The sequence below is a fragment of the Sphingomonas sp. EU05-FHT14C10 genome, assembly GCF_058790595.1.
The window spans coordinates 91,528-107,906 of sequence record NZ_JBYTEN010000008.1 but is presented as its reverse complement, the minus strand read 5'-3'; the positions used below and the strand labels follow the sequence as shown (position 1 = coordinate 107,906).

Below are 16,379 nucleotides of genomic sequence, written 5' to 3'. Positions count from 1 at the left end.
TTGCGGGCAATTCGGGACATCGGCATTGCTGCTGCCACACCGGATCGAACGTGGTCGGCGACCTTAGCTAACGCCCGGCAACGCTCGACCCGCACCTCCAACAACCGAAGCAACGCGCGGCACCGCGCCACGAGGAGACGCGTCTCATGAATTTGCCACGCCCTTTGTCCGGCCTCATCGCGACGCTGTCGCTCGGGCTCATCGCCTTCCAGGCCCAGGCCCAGGATTACCGTCCCGATGCCGAGGGCTATCCGTGCGATATGCGCAACCGCCTTGCCGTCGTTCAAGACGATCAGGGCTATTCGATCCGAACGCACCCTGGCCTGAGGGCGACCGACCAGGCGCCCGTCCTCTCCACGATCGCAATCGGAACCTCGCACAAGATCGACACCGGGATCGTCGCGCGGTCACCTCTTGCCAAGGTGGAGGTTTCTCATGCCCCGCGCCGTTGAACTGGTGGCAACGGCCCTGCTCGCCGTCGCGACGCCCGCTCTCGCTCAGAATGAAACCCAGCAGGGGACTCTCGAAACGGCCGCACAAGACGCCCAGCGCCAACTGCGCCAGACCTTCACCAACCTGCAGTTCGAGGATTTCGGTCCGGCGCCTGTGAAGGGGCCAATATATCAGGCGATTGCAGGCGGACGAGTCATCTATTTCGCTCCGGAGAGCGAACATCTGCTCTTTGCCGCCATCTACGACAAGAACGGGGTCAATGTGACGGCGCTGGCGCAGGATGCGAGCGCTCGCAAGCGCCTCGGCGCCGTCAATCCTGCCGATGCCCTTGTCATCGGTCCGACAGGCGCGCCAAAGGTGATCGAGTTCACCGATCCCGATTGCCCCTATTGCCAGGCGCTCGAACGCTTCTGGACCGCCAAAGCCGCGGAGGGCAAGCCGGTCCAGCGCCTGATTTATTTCGTGAGCGGCATCCATCCCGATGCGGCGGCCAAGGCCGAGCATATTCTCTGCTCGGACGATCAGACAGCGACCTTCAGGGCGATGTACACCGGCGCCAGGCCAGCGGTGCTGGCCAAGTGCCGCGCGGGCGCCGAGAAGGTCGCCCGGGATGCCGAAACCGTCCGCAAGATGGGCATATCCGGCACGCCGACGCTGTTCGTGGACGGGAAGCTCATATCGGGCTTCCAGCAGGCCGAACTCGAGGCGTTCCTCGAACAGAAGAGGGAAAACGCCGATGCGCGCCGCTGATCGTCGCATGGCGGCGGCCGCACCCTCTGTAACCACCGTACTGGCGGGTCTCGCCGTCACCCGGAACAGCCGCTCACACGAGCATGCGGCGGGCGATGCGAGGACCGGGATGCCGGCGGCCGCGCTCCTCCTGGAGCCGTCCAGCGTCGCCGCCGGCCGGACACGATCTTCATCGCTGCCGGCAGGCATGAAGCGGACGGCTCCCATTCCAAGGAGACCATCAATGTTCACTTTGCCCGCGTTCAGTTTTCTGGCGCGACGGACGTTCCGCACGATCGACGCGGCTGTCCTTTTCCTCCTGGCCGCAATCGCGGCAAGCGGCGTCGCCCATGCCTTCCAGGCGCCCGCCGCCGGCGATCTCGGCTACGACATCTACGACATCGTCGTAAACCAGGGGGTCAAGGGTCCGCTCGGCTTCGTCGGTGGCGTCGCCGCCTTCCTGTTCGGCGTCTCGCGCCTGTTTTCCAACATCATGATCGGCATCCCGACGATCGTGGCGGCGGTCTGCCTGATCAAGGCGGATTCGATCCTCCAGACCTTCGGCATGGTGATCTGAAGCCTTGGGCGCCGCGCCGGAGCTTCCGGCAAGCGGCCGCCTTTCGAGACGGGGGGTGATGGTCACCTCTCGGAAGTCACGCCGACGCGTGATGAAGCAAGGGAGAAGGGCGTTGGACGAACGTCTGCCGCAGTTCCTGCACCGGCCGGTCCAGATCCTCTGGTTCGACAGTCAGGAGTTCATCGTCGTGATAGCCACGATCTTCGTCGCGGTCATCGTCGGCGGGATCATCGGCTGGGCGCTCATCGGCGTCCTTCTCCTCTTCATTCCCTGGAAGCGCACCAAGCCGCGCGGGTTCATCCCGCATCTGGCCTGGCGCTGGGGCCTCACCCGCTTCCGCCACTATCCGGGTCCGACCCAGACCCGCTTCTTCGAGTAGAGCCGATGGGAAATCCATTTCGACGCAATACGCCCGACCTGATCGGGGATGTGCGCCCCAGCTGGCATCTGCACCGCTATCTGCAGGGCTCTGCCAATCTCTTCGAAGAGAACCGGCTGCTCAAATTCGCCTTTGCCGGGCTGTTCGGGATCACCGCCGTGCTCGGCACGGTACTCTATACCTCGAACCAGAACCAGCGAACGGTGATCGTGCCCTTCGGATCGGGCGGCGATCTCTATGTGACCGGCAACAGGCCGTCGCAGACCTATTTGCGCACCATCACCTTCAACGTCGTCAGCCTGGCCGGCACCTATTCGGCCTATTCCGCCGACCGGCAGTTCCAGGAACTGCTGACCCTTGTCCATCCCAGCGCCTACAATGCGCTGCGCGACAGTCTCAATCGGCTGCTGGACGAGCTCAATAACAATCCGACGCTCTCGATCGCCACCTATATCCGCAGCGACCAGCCCGTCACCTACACCGCGTCCGAGATCGTGGTGCCCGTCGAGAAGGTGCGCGTGATCGGCGGTGTGATCCGCAAATTCCGGGGAAATCTGCGCATCCGCTACGCGGTCGAGAATGGCCGCTTCTGGCTGACCGCCCTTCAGGAGGAGAATTTCAATGCCGAGATTCGGTAATCGGAGTCATATCCGTCCACTGGGGCTTGCCTGCCTGCTGGGCATCCTGCTGTCGTCCTCGCCGGCCTTCGCTCAATCGATCGCAGCGCTCCCCGATCAGACCAGTCGGATCAGGCTCTCCAACCGCGACGTCAATCATGTCGTCTGCGTCGGCGGCGACATCGAGGATGTCAAATTCTCCGCCGAAAAGGGTCTCTCGGTCGAACGCGGCGGATCGGATGCCTGGGTCAAGTTCCTCGTGCTCGAGACCGACGATCCAAACATCGGTGGGGCCGGCGCCAAGACTCGGACCTATGTGACAACGCCTTCGGAATTCTTCGTCGCCTGCAATGGTTCAATCTACCCGCTCTATGCCGAGCCCTCGGACATCCCTGCCCAGACCGTAACCCTGATGCCGGGCAGCCCGCAACGGGCTCGCGCCAACGAGGCGCTGCTGGGACCGTTGGTCGAGGAAGAACGCGCTGTCGGGATCGCTCTCGCGATCCTGCAGGACCGGGTACCGGCATCATTCGCCGAAGTCGCCCCAGGCAGCGCTCGCGTGATCATCGCTGATCTGCCCGCCGTGTCGCTCGTCGAGCGCAGGCGTCTCGAGATCGAGGGCGCCGGCCTTTCCGCGAGCGAATATCTCGTTCGCGCGGCGGCCCCGGTCACGCTCGACGAACGCGATTTCCTCGACAGCGCCCTTGGATCCGATATCTTCTCGGTGACGCTCGATCGGCTGACGCTCGGGCAAGGTGAGAGCGCGCGACTGATCGTGGTGCGCCGGAGTGCCGGACAATGACCGGCACCACCGATCCCCAAGCAGTCGAATCCGGCCCAATCTCGCCTGCCCATGCACATGAGGATTCCACGCAGCGTGAAGATCGGCCGGCTCTGCTCGACCTGCGCGCCCAGTGGGAACGTTTGACCTCCGACCAGAAGCTGCGCGCGAAGCAGCTCGGTGTCGTCACGACGATCGCTGTGTTGGGCTATGGCCTCTACACGGCGAGCACGAGCGGCACCCAGGAGGCGCCGAAGCCCCCTGAAGCTTCCAAGCTCGACATGGGCGCCGGGCTGCGCGGCGACAGTCTCGAGGTCAAGCTGCGCGGCGATCTTCAGAAGATCCTCGACGGACAATCACTGCTCGGCGACCGTGTGACCGCGATCGAGGAAGGTCGCGTCGTGCCCGGCTCGGGCGGTCCGAAGTCCGGCATGCAGCCAACGGAGGATGGGCTCCCGCCCGCGCTTCCCGGTGATGCGCCGTCTTATCCTCCGGCGCCGGCCGAAGCACAGGCCGAAGCCGGGCAACTGCCTCCGCCACCGGTGGCACCATCGGCGCCCCCTGCCCCGCCGGCACCGCCAACCGAACGGCAGATCGGCGCCATCGGCGCAGCGACGACCGCGGTTGCAGCGGAAGGAGGCGCGGCCGGCGGGGCACGATCAAAAAAGCCCAATCGGACGATCTATTTGCCACCTGGTTTCATGAAGGCCAGGCTGCTGACCGGCATCGACGCGCTGGCGAGCCGGGACGCGACCAATAATCCCGAGCCGATCATTGCCCGGGTCCAGGCGCCTGCAGTGCTTCCCAATGACGTGAAAGCCAATCTCGCGGGCTGCTTCGTCATTGGCAACGCCACCGGCAGTCTGGCCAAGGAGCGGGTCGAGATCCAGCTCGTGTCGATCTCCTGCGTGGATTTCGACGAGCATGCGGTTGTCGACCAGCCCATCAAGGGCTTCTTCGTCGATGCCGATGGGAAGAAGGGGCTTTCCGGCAAGGTGGTGACGCGCGCCGGTGCGACGCTCGCGCGATCCTTCATTGCCGGCACGATCGCCGGGATTTCCCAGAGCGTGGAAGGCACGTTCGGCAATGTGTCGACCTCGGCGCTCGGCAGCGTCCGGACGCTCGATGCGGGCGATGCCGCGAAAACGGGCATTGCAGGCGGCCTGTCGCGCTCCTCCGACAAGCTCACCGACTTCTATCTCGACCTCGCGCGACAGGCCGGCCCGGTCGTGGAGGTCGGCGCGGCGAAGGACGTGGTCGTCGTCATCCAGGAGGGCCTCGCCCTCGAGATCAAGCCGTCGGTCGGAGCCAAGTTCTGATGCGCCGGACAACCTCATCTCAAGGAGCGTTCATCATGCCGATCCAGGCATCACGCCTCGCCATGTGCGGGATCCTCGCTGCCACGACACTGCTCGGTCTTTCGGGTTGCGCGACGATGGGATCGCTCATGTCGCCCTATTCCGAGAAATTCTCGTGCAAGAATGATGACCACGGCCAGTGTATCCACCCGGAGAAAGCTTACGAAGATGCTGTTGCCGGCGTCGCGTCGAAGTCGGATCCGGCGGTCACCAACGACAAGCGCATGCTGCGCGGCACGGCTGTCGAAAATAGCGGCCGGCGGAGCCGATCCAGGGCGGATGCCAATGCCTATGGCAGCTACAAGGATAGTGTCTTCCGCGAGCTCAAGGGACTGATCGATGCCCCCGTCACGCCGATGCTCAAGCCGGCGCGAACGGTCCGTACCCTGATCCTTCCCTATGCCGACCGGCAGCGGCCGGACCGGCTCTACATGCCCCGTTATGTCTATTCGATCGTCGACCGGCCCGTCTGGGTCGTCGGCGGCACGCTGGTCGCGCCACCGAGCAGAGCCGAACGCGCACCCGTCTTGGGCCAAATCAAGGAGCCTGCCGCCTCCGCAGTCGCTGATGCGCCGGAAGGTGCTCAGGTTACTGAGCAGGAGCCGCGCAAGTGATCGGCACAGCGTCTCGCAATGGGCTCAGCTATGGGCGCATGCGGAGCGCCGTGCGGCGCGACAGCTATTCGGACTTTCTTCCGCTGGTCGCCTGGGATCCCGAGACCGAAGCCTTCCTCTGCATCGATGACAGCTGGGGTCATGCCTGGGAGGTGCTGCCAACGGCATATATGTTCGCCCATGTTCAGGGCGCGCTCCAGGGGCTACTCAACATCCATTTTCCCGATGGGACCGTCCTGCAGCTCCATACCTTCGCCGATCCGTTGATCGACGATGCGCTCGACGCCTTTCTCGACATGAAAACCCGCGACGATCCGCTGATTCAGGCCTCCGCGCGCCGCACGCATGAATATCTGAGCCGCGGTCGCCATGGCTTGAAAGCCCTGCACGACATACCGGTGCGAAACTTCCGCACGCTGCTTTCGATCAAGACACGCCGTCCGCTCGGCGAGGATCTGCGCCGGCAGGTGGAGGAGCAACTTTCCAAGCTTGGCATTCGCAGGCTTGAACCGGAAGAAATGGTCGCCTTCTATCGGCGCGTCTTCAACGGGGTTGCCAGTCCTGCGCCGGGCGTCTTCGCCGATGGTACGACGATCGGGGCGCCGCCGATCGCGAAACAGATCATCGATGCCGGACCCGATCTGTTGTTCGAAGGACCCGAGGTATTCCTCGGCAACCAGGTCGCACGTTGCCTCACGCCCAAGGCGCCCGCCCGGCGGATCACGGCCGAGCGCGCCAATCGGCTGCTCGGCGGCATGCGGGGCTCGTCCGAAGACAGCGACCAGATCGGCGGGCCGTTTCTCTACACGCTCAATGTCCTGTTCGATCACTCGCAATTCGAAATCCACAAGCGCGCACAGATCCTCTCTGCGCAGAAGGCGGCGGGCAGTTTCGCGGTCGAGGTGGGCAAGCAGATCGAGGAGATCGGGTGGATCCTCGATGAAGCCGGCAATTCCAAGTTCGTGCGCGTGATCCCTACGGTCTGGGTGTTCGGCCGCGATCGCGCCCATGCGCGCGAACTCGCGGCGCGCGCCAAACGGCTGTGGGAGGGCGAGCCCCTGCCCTTCTCCATGCAGGAGGAAAGCTATCTCAACCCGACGCTGCTGGTGATGAGCCTGCCCTTCGGCCTCTATCCCGACCGCACCATGCTGCGGATGCTTGAGCGGGATTTCCGGATGCCGGTGAAGGCGGCCGTGCTGATGGCGCCGATCCAGACCGATTTCGCCGGAGGCGGGCGCCCGGCGCTCCTTTATACCGGCCGCAAGGGCCAGCTGATCACGCTCGATCTCTTCGATCCGCGCATCAACAATTACAACTTCATCGTTTCGGCCGAAAGTGGCGCTGGCAAGAGCTTCCTCCTCAACAATCTGTGCCAGCAATATTTCGCCTGCGGCGCGCTCATCCGCATCATCGACATCGGCGGCAGCTACAGGAAGCTCTGCACCCTCTGCTCCGGCCGCTACATCGATATCGGGGAGGAGCATCTGGTCCTCAACCCATTCGACATGGGCCTCGCACTCGACGGCGACGACAAGCAGTCGGCGATCACCATGGCGGTCGCGATCGTCGCTGAGATGGCCAATGCATCGACGCGCAAGGGCGTCACGACGTCGGAATGGAATCTTCTCAAATCCGCCGTCCAGTGGACGATCGATACCGGCCGCGCGGATCATGGCATCGACGCCGTGCGGGAATGGCTCGGCACCTATCCGGCACATGCGGGCAGCGAGCTCGATCGGGTCGAGCACCTCGTTCCGACGGCGCGCGAACTCGCTTTCAATCTGCGCGATTTCGGGTCGGAAGGGGCCTACGGCCATTATTTCAACGGTCCCTCGACCCTCGACATCCGCGCCGACGAATTCGTGGTGCTTGAGCTCGAACGCCTCAAGGCAATGCCCGACCTGTTCAACGTCATCGTCATGGTGGTGGTGAACGCGGTCACGCAGGAGCTGTACCTCTCGGCCCGCGACCGCCCGCGCTTTGTCCTGTGCGACGAGGCGGCCCAGTTCATGACACGGACCGAGGGCCAGGATCTTTCACGCCTCGCGGAAGCCTTCGGCCAAGGCTACCGCCGCGCGCGCAAATATCGCGGGTCCTTCGGCATCGTCCTGCAGAGCATGAACGACCTCATGCTCTTCGGTGGCACGGGCCAGGTGATCCTCGAAAATGCCGCGACCCGCTTCCTGCTCCAGGGTTCGACCTATGACCGCGCGGTTGAGAACAAGATTCTCGATTATTCGGGGTTCGTCCTCGATCTTCTGAAATCGGTCCGCAATTCCAAGCCGAACTATTCCGAAGTCTTTATCGATTCGCCATTGGGGCTCGGCATCGCCCGCCTTGTCGTCGATCCCTTTTCCTACTGGATCAACACCTCGGCTCCCGACGAAGTGGCGGCTTTCGAGGCGCTGATGCGGCAGGGTCTCTCGCCGCTTGAAGCCGTCTGCCGTCTCGCCGGCGTCGACCAGCAAGAAATCCTCGGGCCAGGGCATCTCCGAGCCGCGGCGGAGAGCGGACGATGAGACGCCCGAGCAATCACCATCCGGGCCAACTGACGATCGAGTGGCCGGACGAGGCCGAGATCGACCGGTTGGTGGAAGCCCGCCTTGCCGAGCGGTTCGAGGCGGAGTCCTTCCGCTGGCGTTTCCGTCTGATCGCGATCGAGACGCTCATGATGGGGCTGCTCGTCCTTGTCGCCGGGCTGATGCTCAATCAGCCGACCATGATGGTGCTGCGCGCGTCCGTCCTGGTCGCGGCATCCTGCTTCGCAACCGGACTGCTGCTGCTCGGCCTCTCCGCTTCCGCGGCCAAGCTCGTCACGCGCCTGCGGCGCCGGAGGGCATCATGACCGGCCTGCTCTCGACATGTCCCTCCCAGTCCGCGATTCGCTTGAGCCTTGGCGGAAGCCTGCTTTCGATCGTGCAGTCCGCGCTGCTGCTTCTGATGCCCGACCTAGAGGGCGCGGTACGAGCGCTCATTTGGTTCATCACGAGCCTGTCGGCGCTCGCGCTGCTGACCGCCGTGATCGGCTTGCCGGATCCTCCGCCCCATCATTGGAGGCGCCGCCATGCACGTTAGCCGTTTGCCGCAAGGGTCCGTCCTTGCCGCCACGAGCATGGCAGGCGTCCTGGCGCTGAGCGCGGGCATCGGTGCGGCCGCCGGGACCAATGGCTCCAGCGCCACCATCGGGCGCACCTGGGCGATCGCCGAGCGCGATGCGCTCGAAGAGATCGAGGCGAAGGTGGCGACGCTGCCGCGCGACATGAGCAAGGCCTATGGGCCGCGCAGCCAATGGAGCGCTCTCAAGGCCGCTCCGCTGGCCGCGGCGACCGCCGATCGCGTGCGTTCGGTCGTGCCCTTCTACACGCTCGAATTCGACATCAGGCTGCCGGACGGGAAATTGCTCTACCCCAAGGGCTTCACCTTCAACCCGCTCACTTATGTGCAAATGCCCCAGCGCCTCGTCGTCGTGCATCCGCGCGATCTTGGCTGGGCGCTCAATATCGCGCGACCAAGCGATTTCATCCTGCTGACGGCGCTGGGCACGCAAAATGGCGACGCTATCGATCTCACCGAAAAGACCGGACGCGCGATCTACATTCTCGAAGAGCGGGTGAAGGAACGTCTCGGGCTCACCGTGGCGCCGGTGATCGTCTCCCAGACCGGCCCGAAGCTGGTCTTGACCGAATATGGGCCGAAAAGCCGGACGCTCGTGAAGGGAGCAGCCCAATGACGCGGCGGCTCCCCATCTTCCTGATCGGCGTCCTCCTCGGGCTCGGCATGATGCTCGCCTGGCCCGGCGAGGCCTATGCCTCGAAATGCGAGGCCGGAACAGTCTTCAACCCCATCACCAAGGTTCGCTGGACCTGCATCTTTCCGATCACGGTCGGCGGCGTGAGGGTCGGCAGCTTCGACAAGCTCGACAAGGCGCTCGATGCGCAGTCCGCTTCGAAGCCGCTCTGCGCATGTCGCAAGGGTGTCCAGTTCTGGTTCGGGGTGAAGGTCTCCTACTGGAGCCCCAACCGCATGGTCGATGTGGTGACCGAGCCGGGCTGCATGATGGCGCTCGGCGCCGACCTTATGCCGACCGGCGGCAAGCTCCAGGGCAGCCAGTCGTCGATCTCGGACGGGACCAACACGCGCAAGATGTTCGCGCAGATGCACTATTATATCTCACCGGTCTGGGCGATGCTCGACATGTTCACGGATTTGCCCTGCCTCGAAAATGACGGGTTCGACGTCGCGCTCATCACCGAGGTGCTGCCGACCTGGCAGTCGGGAACGCTGGGTGCGATCATCCAGCCTGAAGGCATATTGTTCGGTAATCCCGCCGCGGGTCTCGCCTGCATGGGCGACAGTGCGGCGGCGGCAGCCGGCAAGGTCATCGACCCGCTCTTCTGGTGCATGGGAAGCTGGGGCGCGACCTATCCGATCGCTGGCGACATCCATTTCGACGACAGCGTCGAGGCCTGGGCCGGGCTTGCCGCGCGCGGCACCTTCATGATGGGACGCTTGGGGGCGCTCACGATCAGTTCGGCCGATGGCTGCTCGTTCATCCCTCAGCCGATCTGGACCAAGAGCCGATACAAGCTCCAGATCATGGAGCCGGTGAAGGGCGGCAAGTGCGTCAATATCGGGCGGCCCGGCGCGCTCTGGTCGAGCGGCAAGCACGCGCCCGGCAAGGACAATGCCCAATTCATGCTCTTCGAAAAGGTGATCTGCTGCGCCGGGATTCCGGTGCCATGACAGACGAGCTTTCCCCCAAAGCCATTCAAGAACGCCCCGTGCAAGCCGCCGACCTGGATCGGAGGTCAACCCGCCAAGGCCCTTACGGCCGCCGGTGGCTGCGCGGGACGGGAGCGGCGCCGACAAGCCCCCTTGGCGCCGCTCCACCCCCGGCCAGCGCGGTTGCGGCGCTCCCCCGGCGGCTCGGGCGTATCCTCTCCGCCCGAACCGTTCTCGCAGCCGCGCTGGCCACCCTGGTTTCATCTCCGTCTGTGCTCGCCCAGACGATGGAAGAGCGCGCCCGCTCCGCAGCAGACGCGGCTCGCGCCAAATCGAGCGACAGCGACGCGCTCCAGCAGAATTATCTGACGCCGGGTCTTTCCGGCCAACCCATTACGACGGTGGATAGCAGCCGCACCTTCACACCCGATATCGCGTGCCAAAAGACCGCGACCTTGATGGAAGTTCTGGTCCAGCCTTCATCGACCGGCGATCTCGGCAGGGTCAGCATTGCCCGCGACACCGATCTCGACGGAACGGTCGACAGCCGGAGCAACTTGCCGGTGCCCGTCTCCGGCATTTGCGCCAACGGGGTCATCGCCTGCCAGCCCGGGACATGGGGGCAATGCAGCTATTTCCGCTGGGACGTCGACAGCGCCCGCGCTCTCAAGCTGACCCAGGTCGACATGCCGCAGCTTTCGGGCTGTTATTGCATCAATAACAGCTGCGGCTCGAACCTCGCCTGGGGCAATATGCCCCAGGTTCTGCGTGATCTGGGCGGCGGCATGATCGGCGCGCTCACCACCGCCGATCCGCGCTATGGTGTGGCCGAGGCGGTGATCGATGGACCCGCGATCCGCTATGTCGGTGCGCAATCGACCGCCTGCTCGACGAATCCCGCGCTGCCGCAGACCGCCTATCGCGCCAATCCGACAGCGATCGCCGCCGACGCCTATGCGAGCTCGACCGGCAGCGCGGTCTTCCAGGCGCTCAAGGGTTCCGCCATCGGCACGGGCACGGCGCTTGGGTTGAGGCATTGCACGATCGAGCGGCGCGTGACCGTACTCAAGACCGCCGCACAGGACGTCATCAGTAGGATCGCGGGCGGTTATGCGACGCTGAAGAACGGCTCGTCGTTCGACTTCCTGATGGGGTCGCCTGCCGATAATAGCCTGAATGGCGGCAGTTGCCGCCTCTTCGATTTCCGCATGACAATACGGGTCGGCGAGGCCGACCGGATTGTCGACGCCCGCCTCTTCCAATATTTCGCGGACGACTGGGCGCAGGTCCGGGTCGACGGGACGCTTGTCGCTTCGGGACCGAGTCCCTGGACATCGATGGGCTTTCCGCCGGGCAAATGCGAATTGAAGCGGACCTTCTATTCCTATCCCAATATCGACCTTAAACCGTTCCTCACCCCCGGAGATCATGAAATCTGGCTACGCGCGGCCGTGGGCAGCGGCGGCGAGGCGTTCGCCCAGGTCCGTGTCGACGTAGATGAAAGCTGCAAGACGATCGAGCAGCTCGTCGATCAATGCGGCATCATTGCCACTGACCCGCAATGTCGGCTGGACAGCGAACTGGTCGATGGCGTTCAGACCTTCATCAATGGCGTCGCCACAGGCCTCAAGCCCCTGCCCCAGACTCGCGTCATGGGCAATTCGGCCTGCCCCGTCGAGCTGACCCGCGATTTCTTCCTCAAGGACCGGACCTATCGCTGCAAGATCGATGACATCGCGCAGCCTGACACGAGCCGCGGCACCTATATCATCGATCATTCGACAGAAACGATGCTGGCGGACAGGACCAAGGCGAGCGACGGCAGCTTTGCGGCATCAACACGGGCCTTCAGCCTGCCCGACCGTGGCTCGGTCCCGGCCTGCGAGGCGATCTGCAAGACGCGTGCGCCCAAGGCAAACAACGACGCGGCGCTCTCGGGTGTCGTCGGCGACAAACAGAATGTGCCGACCGGCTATGATATCTTCTATCACGCCTGCGACAGCGCCGCTCGTTGCCCCGCAGGCCCCGGCGAGGAGATCGTCTCGGCCTGTGGCTGTCTCGACGATTTTCCAGAAGCGGTCGTCATGATGCAGACGGTGCGGCTCGCCGGCGCCGACCTCGTCTGCACGGGAGCAACGCGATGACGCGCCGGCATCTCATGTGGTCTCGCGTCGTGACCGCCGCGACGCTCATGGCGCTCTCCTGCCTCCTGGTCGCGTCGCCCGCGCAAGCGCAGACGGGCCAGCAACTCTGCGCGGCCGATCTCAATGGCAATGGCGACGCCGCTGATCCGGGCGAGATGGCCTATTGTGCGCAGACGCCATCGGGGCAGTTTCTGTGCCCGATCCAGGAAGTCGCCTGTGTGGCCGATGCAGCAGGCCAATATAGCTGTCCGGCAGGCCCCCAATTTGCCTGTCTCGCCAAGACAACGGGGGGCATTCCTGCCTGCTCGCCCAACCAATGCGCGGACCTTGCCACCAATCCGATCGTCGATGAGCCCCCGATCGACGATGCCGGCATCGATCCTGACGCGCCGGTAGACGCCGACGGCAATTGTCTTGGCACGGTCGAGATCTTCGGCGGTCGCGGAATGCGATGCCGCCCTCCGGGTCTCAGCACGACGTTCGCCAATTGCTGCAAGGACAAGGGCAAGATCGTGAAGGACGGCATGGGCTCGTCCATCTCCTCGATCGGCACCAAGATCGCCGTCGCCAAGGGCGTGATCACCGGCATGAAGGCCGCCTATACCGCCTTCAAGGCCGGCGCGACCGCGAGCCAGGCAGCCAGCGCTGGCGCGAATGCGCTTGTCGTCGGCCTCGACCCCACCTCGATCGCCGTCAGCCTCGCCATCAACTTCATGATCGATTTCCTGTTCTCCGGCTGCGACCAGCAGGACATGGAGACCGCAATGCTGCGCTCGTCGGGCATGTGTCACGAGATCGGCACCTACTGCACCTCGAGCTTTCTCGGCATCTGCCTCCAAAAGGCACGCGGTCACTGCTGCTTCAACACCAAGCTCGGCCGCATCATCCAGGAGCAGGGCCGGCCTCAGCTCAAGGCATTCAACGGCAATCTCTGGGGCACGGCGAAGAAGCCGATGTGCCGGGGCTTCACGCCCGAGGAGTTCCAGGCGCTCGATTTCAGCAAGATGGATCTCTCCGAATATTATGCGGACATTGAGGCCCGCACCCAATCCGACATCCAGATCGATATGAAGGAACGCGTCGATGCGTATCTCAAGGCCGTCGGCCCATAGCGCCGTCGCACTGACCGCGCTTGTCCTCGCGACTGCCGCGCTCGCGCAGGATTCGCCTCGCCAGTCGATCCAGAATGAGGGCGAGAGCGCATTGAAGCGCATCGAGGGCGCCGTTTCCCGAGCGCAACGGCCCCAAGAGGGGGCCTCACCCCAATTGCCGGAGGAAACGCATCCCGCAGAACGGCGCCGCGCCTTCGAAGCGCTCCGCAGACGCGCGCCGATGCCGAATATCGATGCCAGGGCGCGCGCAGCGCTCGACGCCGGCGAAGCGAAGATGGCGGCCGAACGCGAGGTTCAGGCGAAACGTCTTCGCCAGGCCCTCGGGCTCGAACCATCCGAGATGGAGGCAATTGCTAAAGCCGGCGCAAGGCCCGCGGCTAAGAGTTGGGTGCCAGTCCTGTTCGTCTCATCCTCGATGCCGGTTGCCGTGCTGCGAAGCTATGCCGTCCAACTCGAGCGGGTCCATGGCGTGCTTGCCTTCCGCGGTATGCCTGGGGGTCTCAAAAAGGTCGGGCCGATGGCCAAGCTGTCGGCGGAGATCCTCCGGCTCGATCCTGGATGCGAGGGACCGAACTGCGCGATGCGCAGCGTCCAGCTCATCGTCGATCCGATCGTCTTCCGCCAGCACGGGATCGCGCGCGTGCCGGCCTTGGCCATGATCCCGGGCGATCCGACCGAAGCCTATTGCGAGCGGGACGACGAAAGCCCGAGGGCGGCGCACGTCGTCTATGGCGACAGCGCGCTTTCCGGCCTGTTCGAGGAATATGCCCGTCTGGGCGGGAAAGAGGAGGTGCGTGATGCTCAGGCTCTTCTGGGCGCTCGCTAACGCGCTCCTCGGGCTCTGGCCGAGACTGCGTGGTCTGCCGCGCAAGGCATCGGTCGCGTTAGGCGCACCCAGCCCCGACCTGCCCGCACGGCCGGAACGCCTGTGCCTTGCGGTTGCGATCGTGCTCCCGATCGCACTGCTCGCTGCGCTGCTGGTGCCACAGGTGACGCTCGTGATGAGCCCATCGATCGAGGCCTGGGCGGTCCGCAAGGCCCCCGGCCCTATCGCACGCGGAGACTATGTGATGTTCATGCTGAACCACCCGATCGCAGGCCCCAATCCGGTGCCGGTGACCAAGCATGCGCTTTGCATGCCGGGCGACCGGCTGACCATGATCGAAACCCCGTCGATAACGGCGCCGCGAGCCTTTGACGGACGCTATTTCTGCAATGGCGAGTTGCTCGGCGTCAGCCTGCCCTTGGCGCATAATGGGATGAAACTCGAGCATATGCGCTGGAGCGGAATTGTCCCGCCCGGCATGGTCTATGTCGGCTCGCACCATCCGCGCGGGTTCGACAGCCGCTATTTCGGGCTGCTTCCGATCCAAAGCCTGACGCGCATGGAGCGGCTCCTGTGAGCCGCCGGTCCGCCTTGGCCGTTCTCGTCGTCCTGCTGCTGCCCGCCGCGGCAATGGCGCAGGAGCCCGGCATCCCTGCGAAGCCCAAGCAGGGCTATTGGTGGTATGAAGCGCCGAAGCCACCGCCAGCACCCGACGATCCCGATGCGCTCAAAAAGCCTGTGATCCCTCCAATGAAGGAGCTGGCCACCTGGACACCGCCCAGGATTCGTAGGCTGATTGAGGCGCAGCGCGATTATGCGGCGACCGTGCTGACGGTCGATGCTGTTGCCGATTTCTGGCGGCTGCAGGATTTTGCGCGGCGCAAGGCCCGCGCCTTCGCCGGGGTCACGCAGATCGCGATGCTCCAGCACCCCGAGCTCAACTCGAAATCCGCCAATCCGATGGTCGGGGATGCACGCTCCGAACTCACAGCGCAGAAGGATGCGCTCCGCCGTACCTATCTGCGCGCCCACGCCAATGAGTTCGCGCTCGTCATGTTCTCGCGCGCGACCTGCGGCTACTGCCGTGTGCAGTGGCCGATCGTGCAGAGGTTCCAGGAGGAAATGGGCTGGCAGGTCACGCTTCTTGACGTCGATCGGCGAGCGGATGTCAAGGAACGGTTCGGCGTCGAGATCACGCCCACCACCATGGTCATCCGCCGCAACAGCCAGCAGCGCATGATCATCGCCTCGGGCGTGGAGGCTTATCCCAACCTCGCGCAGATGGCCTATCAGGCCGTCCGCCTGCTGCGCGGCGACATCCGTCCCGAGCAGTTCATGACCGGGCCAGGCGAGGACGATGGCTTCTTCGACGCGCTCGGCAATGGCCCCGTCTCCGCCACCGATCCGCGCGCGCTCGGTGGCGACCTCATCGATGCGAGTGCGGGAGAGAGGCCATGAAGTTGCTGGTCCTACTCGGCATACCCGGTCTCGTCATTGTTACCGGTTCCGCGGCGACAGCGCAGACGATCACCCGCGAGCAGGCCCTGCGCGCGGCGATCCATCCGGTGGCAGAGGTGCGAACGATGCAGTCGTGGTTGTCTCGCGTGCCTGTCACACGAGACTATCCGGATGATTTTGCCGCGACACTTCAAAATCGGGGACCGGCTTTTGTGATCGAGATGACGACGAGCCCCGGGTGCATCCCCTGCGGGGATCTATGGACCAAGCTCGTCACGCTGGGGAAGCGCTACGGCTGGAAAGTCCAGGTGCTGGGCACACAGGACGCAATGATCCGCTCAGGAAGGCTCGGCCTCCCGTGGGTTGGCAATCCCGTAGCGTGGGTGAGACCAGTCAACGATCCCGGCAGGACGGTGCCGGTGGCCATCGGCACCGATCATGCACCCAATCTCGCTCGCAATCTCTATCTTGCCGCGAAGATGCTGACCGGAGTTAGGCCGGCGGTAGGCGTGCGGGCCATGTCCAAGTTCACAGGCATCGTCGGGTTACCGACATCGTACACCGGGAGGCGCTGAGCAATGGCGGGCGCTGTCTCTCTTCCCCTTCCAT

19 protein-coding genes are annotated in these 16,379 nt (G+C 64.4%); all 19 read left to right on the top strand.

The annotated features are described in order from the left end of the window. Positions 1-146: 146 nt before the first annotated feature. A complete protein-coding gene (locus AC3WT0_RS10275) occupies positions 147-452 on the top strand; it encodes a hypothetical protein (protein ID WP_492753417.1) in 306 nt (101 codons plus the stop codon). Beyond that, positions 436-1,203, top strand: a complete 768-nt coding sequence (locus AC3WT0_RS10270) for a DsbC family protein (RefSeq protein ID WP_492753416.1) — start codon at positions 436-438, stop codon at positions 1,201-1,203. Before AC3WT0_RS10275 ends, AC3WT0_RS10270 begins: the two co-directional genes overlap by 17 nt. Before the next feature lie 223 nt (positions 1,204-1,426). Further along, the gene (locus tag AC3WT0_RS10265; RefSeq protein ID WP_492753472.1) at positions 1,427-1,759 is read left to right on the top strand and encodes a hypothetical protein; all 333 of its coding nucleotides are present in this window, start codon (positions 1,427-1,429) and stop codon (positions 1,757-1,759) included. A 112-nt stretch (positions 1,760-1,871) separates the two neighbouring features. Next, the gene (locus tag AC3WT0_RS10260; RefSeq protein ID WP_492753415.1) at positions 1,872-2,138 is read left to right on the top strand and encodes a type IV conjugative transfer system protein TraL; all 267 of its coding nucleotides are present in this window, start codon (positions 1,872-1,874) and stop codon (positions 2,136-2,138) included. A 5-nt stretch (positions 2,139-2,143) separates the two neighbouring features. After that, positions 2,144-2,776: a TraE/TraK family type IV conjugative transfer system protein gene (locus AC3WT0_RS10255; protein ID WP_492753414.1), complete on the top strand. Its 633-nt coding sequence runs from the start codon at positions 2,144-2,146 to the stop codon at positions 2,774-2,776. Then, positions 2,760-3,557, top strand: coding sequence for a type-F conjugative transfer system secretin TraK (locus AC3WT0_RS10250; RefSeq protein ID WP_492753413.1), 798 nt, complete (start codon positions 2,760-2,762; stop codon positions 3,555-3,557). The genes AC3WT0_RS10255 and AC3WT0_RS10250 overlap by 17 nt, the downstream gene beginning before the upstream one ends. After that, positions 3,554-4,855 carry a TraB/VirB10 family protein gene (locus tag AC3WT0_RS10245; RefSeq protein ID WP_492753412.1) on the top strand — a complete coding sequence of 434 codons (1,302 nt, stop codon included), beginning with the start codon at positions 3,554-3,556 and terminating at the stop codon, positions 4,853-4,855. Before AC3WT0_RS10250 ends, AC3WT0_RS10245 begins: the two co-directional genes overlap by 4 nt. Before the next feature lie 35 nt (positions 4,856-4,890). Further along, complete coding sequence (locus AC3WT0_RS10240; protein ID WP_492753411.1) at positions 4,891-5,508, top strand: TraV family lipoprotein; 618 nt, start codon at positions 4,891-4,893, stop codon at positions 5,506-5,508. A 38-nt stretch (positions 5,509-5,546) separates the two neighbouring features. After that, the gene (locus tag AC3WT0_RS10235; protein WP_492753471.1) at positions 5,547-8,027 is read left to right on the top strand and encodes a TraC family protein; all 2,481 of its coding nucleotides are present in this window, start codon (positions 5,547-5,549) and stop codon (positions 8,025-8,027) included. Continuing rightward, positions 8,024-8,353, top strand: a complete 330-nt coding sequence (locus AC3WT0_RS10230) for a hypothetical protein (protein ID WP_492753410.1) — start codon at positions 8,024-8,026, stop codon at positions 8,351-8,353. The genes AC3WT0_RS10235 and AC3WT0_RS10230 overlap by 4 nt, the downstream gene beginning before the upstream one ends. Then, complete coding sequence (locus tag AC3WT0_RS10225) at positions 8,350-8,583, top strand: hypothetical protein (protein WP_492753409.1); 234 nt, start codon at positions 8,350-8,352, stop codon at positions 8,581-8,583. The genes AC3WT0_RS10230 and AC3WT0_RS10225 overlap by 4 nt, the downstream gene beginning before the upstream one ends. Then, positions 8,573-9,238 (top strand): conjugal transfer protein TraW, encoded by a 666-nt coding sequence (locus AC3WT0_RS10220; RefSeq protein WP_492753408.1) that lies wholly within the window; start codon positions 8,573-8,575, stop codon positions 9,236-9,238. The genes AC3WT0_RS10225 and AC3WT0_RS10220 overlap by 11 nt, the downstream gene beginning before the upstream one ends. Continuing rightward, on the top strand, positions 9,235-10,251 hold the full coding sequence (locus AC3WT0_RS10215; protein WP_492753407.1) for a TraU family protein: 1,017 nt from the start codon (positions 9,235-9,237) through the stop codon (positions 10,249-10,251). Before AC3WT0_RS10220 ends, AC3WT0_RS10215 begins: the two co-directional genes overlap by 4 nt. A gap of 266 nt (positions 10,252-10,517) precedes the next feature. Then, positions 10,518-12,374, top strand: a complete 1,857-nt coding sequence (locus tag AC3WT0_RS10210) for a hypothetical protein (protein WP_492753406.1) — start codon at positions 10,518-10,520, stop codon at positions 12,372-12,374. Between the two features lie 47 nt (positions 12,375-12,421). Next, entirely contained in the window at positions 12,422-13,486 is a 1,065-nt protein-coding gene (gene traN, locus AC3WT0_RS10205; RefSeq protein ID WP_492753469.1) for a conjugal transfer protein TraN, read from the top strand. Next, positions 13,458-14,312: a type-F conjugative transfer system pilin assembly protein TrbC gene (locus AC3WT0_RS10200; protein WP_492753405.1), complete on the top strand. Its 855-nt coding sequence runs from the start codon at positions 13,458-13,460 to the stop codon at positions 14,310-14,312. Before traN ends, AC3WT0_RS10200 begins: the two co-directional genes overlap by 29 nt. Then, positions 14,284-14,889, top strand: a complete 606-nt coding sequence (locus tag AC3WT0_RS10195; RefSeq protein WP_492753404.1) for a S26 family signal peptidase — start codon at positions 14,284-14,286, stop codon at positions 14,887-14,889. The genes AC3WT0_RS10200 and AC3WT0_RS10195 overlap by 29 nt, the downstream gene beginning before the upstream one ends. 53 nt (positions 14,890-14,942) lie before the next feature. Next, on the top strand, positions 14,943-15,770 hold the full coding sequence (locus AC3WT0_RS10190) for a conjugal transfer protein TraF (RefSeq protein WP_492753468.1): 828 nt from the start codon (positions 14,943-14,945) through the stop codon (positions 15,768-15,770). Further along, positions 15,767-16,345: a hypothetical protein gene (locus AC3WT0_RS10185; RefSeq protein WP_492753403.1), complete on the top strand. Its 579-nt coding sequence runs from the start codon at positions 15,767-15,769 to the stop codon at positions 16,343-16,345. Before AC3WT0_RS10190 ends, AC3WT0_RS10185 begins: the two co-directional genes overlap by 4 nt. The last annotated feature ends 34 nt before the right edge of the window (positions 16,346-16,379 follow it).

What these genes read in the sequence shown, in the direction of transcription:
- AC3WT0_RS10275 (WP_492753417.1), top strand. Translation starts at nt 147, where the DNA reads ATGAATTTGCCACGCCCTTTGTCCGGCCTCATCGCGACGCTGTCGCTC.
- AC3WT0_RS10270 (WP_492753416.1), top strand. Translation starts at nt 436, where the DNA reads ATGCCCCGCGCCGTTGAACTGGTGGCAACGGCCCTGCTCGCCGTCGCG.
- AC3WT0_RS10265 (WP_492753472.1), top strand. Translation starts at nt 1,427, where the DNA reads ATGTTCACTTTGCCCGCGTTCAGTTTTCTGGCGCGACGGACGTTCCGC.
- AC3WT0_RS10255 (WP_492753414.1), top strand. Translation starts at nt 2,144, where the DNA reads ATGGGAAATCCATTTCGACGCAATACGCCCGACCTGATCGGGGATGTG.
- AC3WT0_RS10250 (WP_492753413.1), top strand. Translation starts at nt 2,760, where the DNA reads ATGCCGAGATTCGGTAATCGGAGTCATATCCGTCCACTGGGGCTTGCC.
- AC3WT0_RS10245 (WP_492753412.1), top strand. Translation starts at nt 3,554, where the DNA reads ATGACCGGCACCACCGATCCCCAAGCAGTCGAATCCGGCCCAATCTCG.
- AC3WT0_RS10240 (WP_492753411.1), top strand. Translation starts at nt 4,891, where the DNA reads ATGCCGATCCAGGCATCACGCCTCGCCATGTGCGGGATCCTCGCTGCC.
- AC3WT0_RS10235 (WP_492753471.1), top strand. Translation starts at nt 5,547, where the DNA reads ATGCGGAGCGCCGTGCGGCGCGACAGCTATTCGGACTTTCTTCCGCTG.
- AC3WT0_RS10230 (WP_492753410.1), top strand. Translation starts at nt 8,024, where the DNA reads ATGAGACGCCCGAGCAATCACCATCCGGGCCAACTGACGATCGAGTGG.
- AC3WT0_RS10225 (WP_492753409.1), top strand. Translation starts at nt 8,350, where the DNA reads ATGACCGGCCTGCTCTCGACATGTCCCTCCCAGTCCGCGATTCGCTTG.
- AC3WT0_RS10220 (WP_492753408.1), top strand. Translation starts at nt 8,573, where the DNA reads ATGCACGTTAGCCGTTTGCCGCAAGGGTCCGTCCTTGCCGCCACGAGC.
- AC3WT0_RS10215 (WP_492753407.1), top strand. Translation starts at nt 9,235, where the DNA reads ATGACGCGGCGGCTCCCCATCTTCCTGATCGGCGTCCTCCTCGGGCTC.
- AC3WT0_RS10210 (WP_492753406.1), top strand. Translation starts at nt 10,518, where the DNA reads ATGGAAGAGCGCGCCCGCTCCGCAGCAGACGCGGCTCGCGCCAAATCG.
- traN (WP_492753469.1), top strand. Translation starts at nt 12,422, where the DNA reads ATGGCGCTCTCCTGCCTCCTGGTCGCGTCGCCCGCGCAAGCGCAGACG.
- AC3WT0_RS10200 (WP_492753405.1), top strand. Translation starts at nt 13,458, where the DNA reads ATGCGTATCTCAAGGCCGTCGGCCCATAGCGCCGTCGCACTGACCGCG.
- AC3WT0_RS10195 (WP_492753404.1), top strand. Translation starts at nt 14,284, where the DNA reads ATGCTCAGGCTCTTCTGGGCGCTCGCTAACGCGCTCCTCGGGCTCTGG.
- AC3WT0_RS10190 (WP_492753468.1), top strand. Translation starts at nt 14,943, where the DNA reads ATGGCGCAGGAGCCCGGCATCCCTGCGAAGCCCAAGCAGGGCTATTGG.
- AC3WT0_RS10185 (WP_492753403.1), top strand. Translation starts at nt 15,767, where the DNA reads ATGAAGTTGCTGGTCCTACTCGGCATACCCGGTCTCGTCATTGTTACC.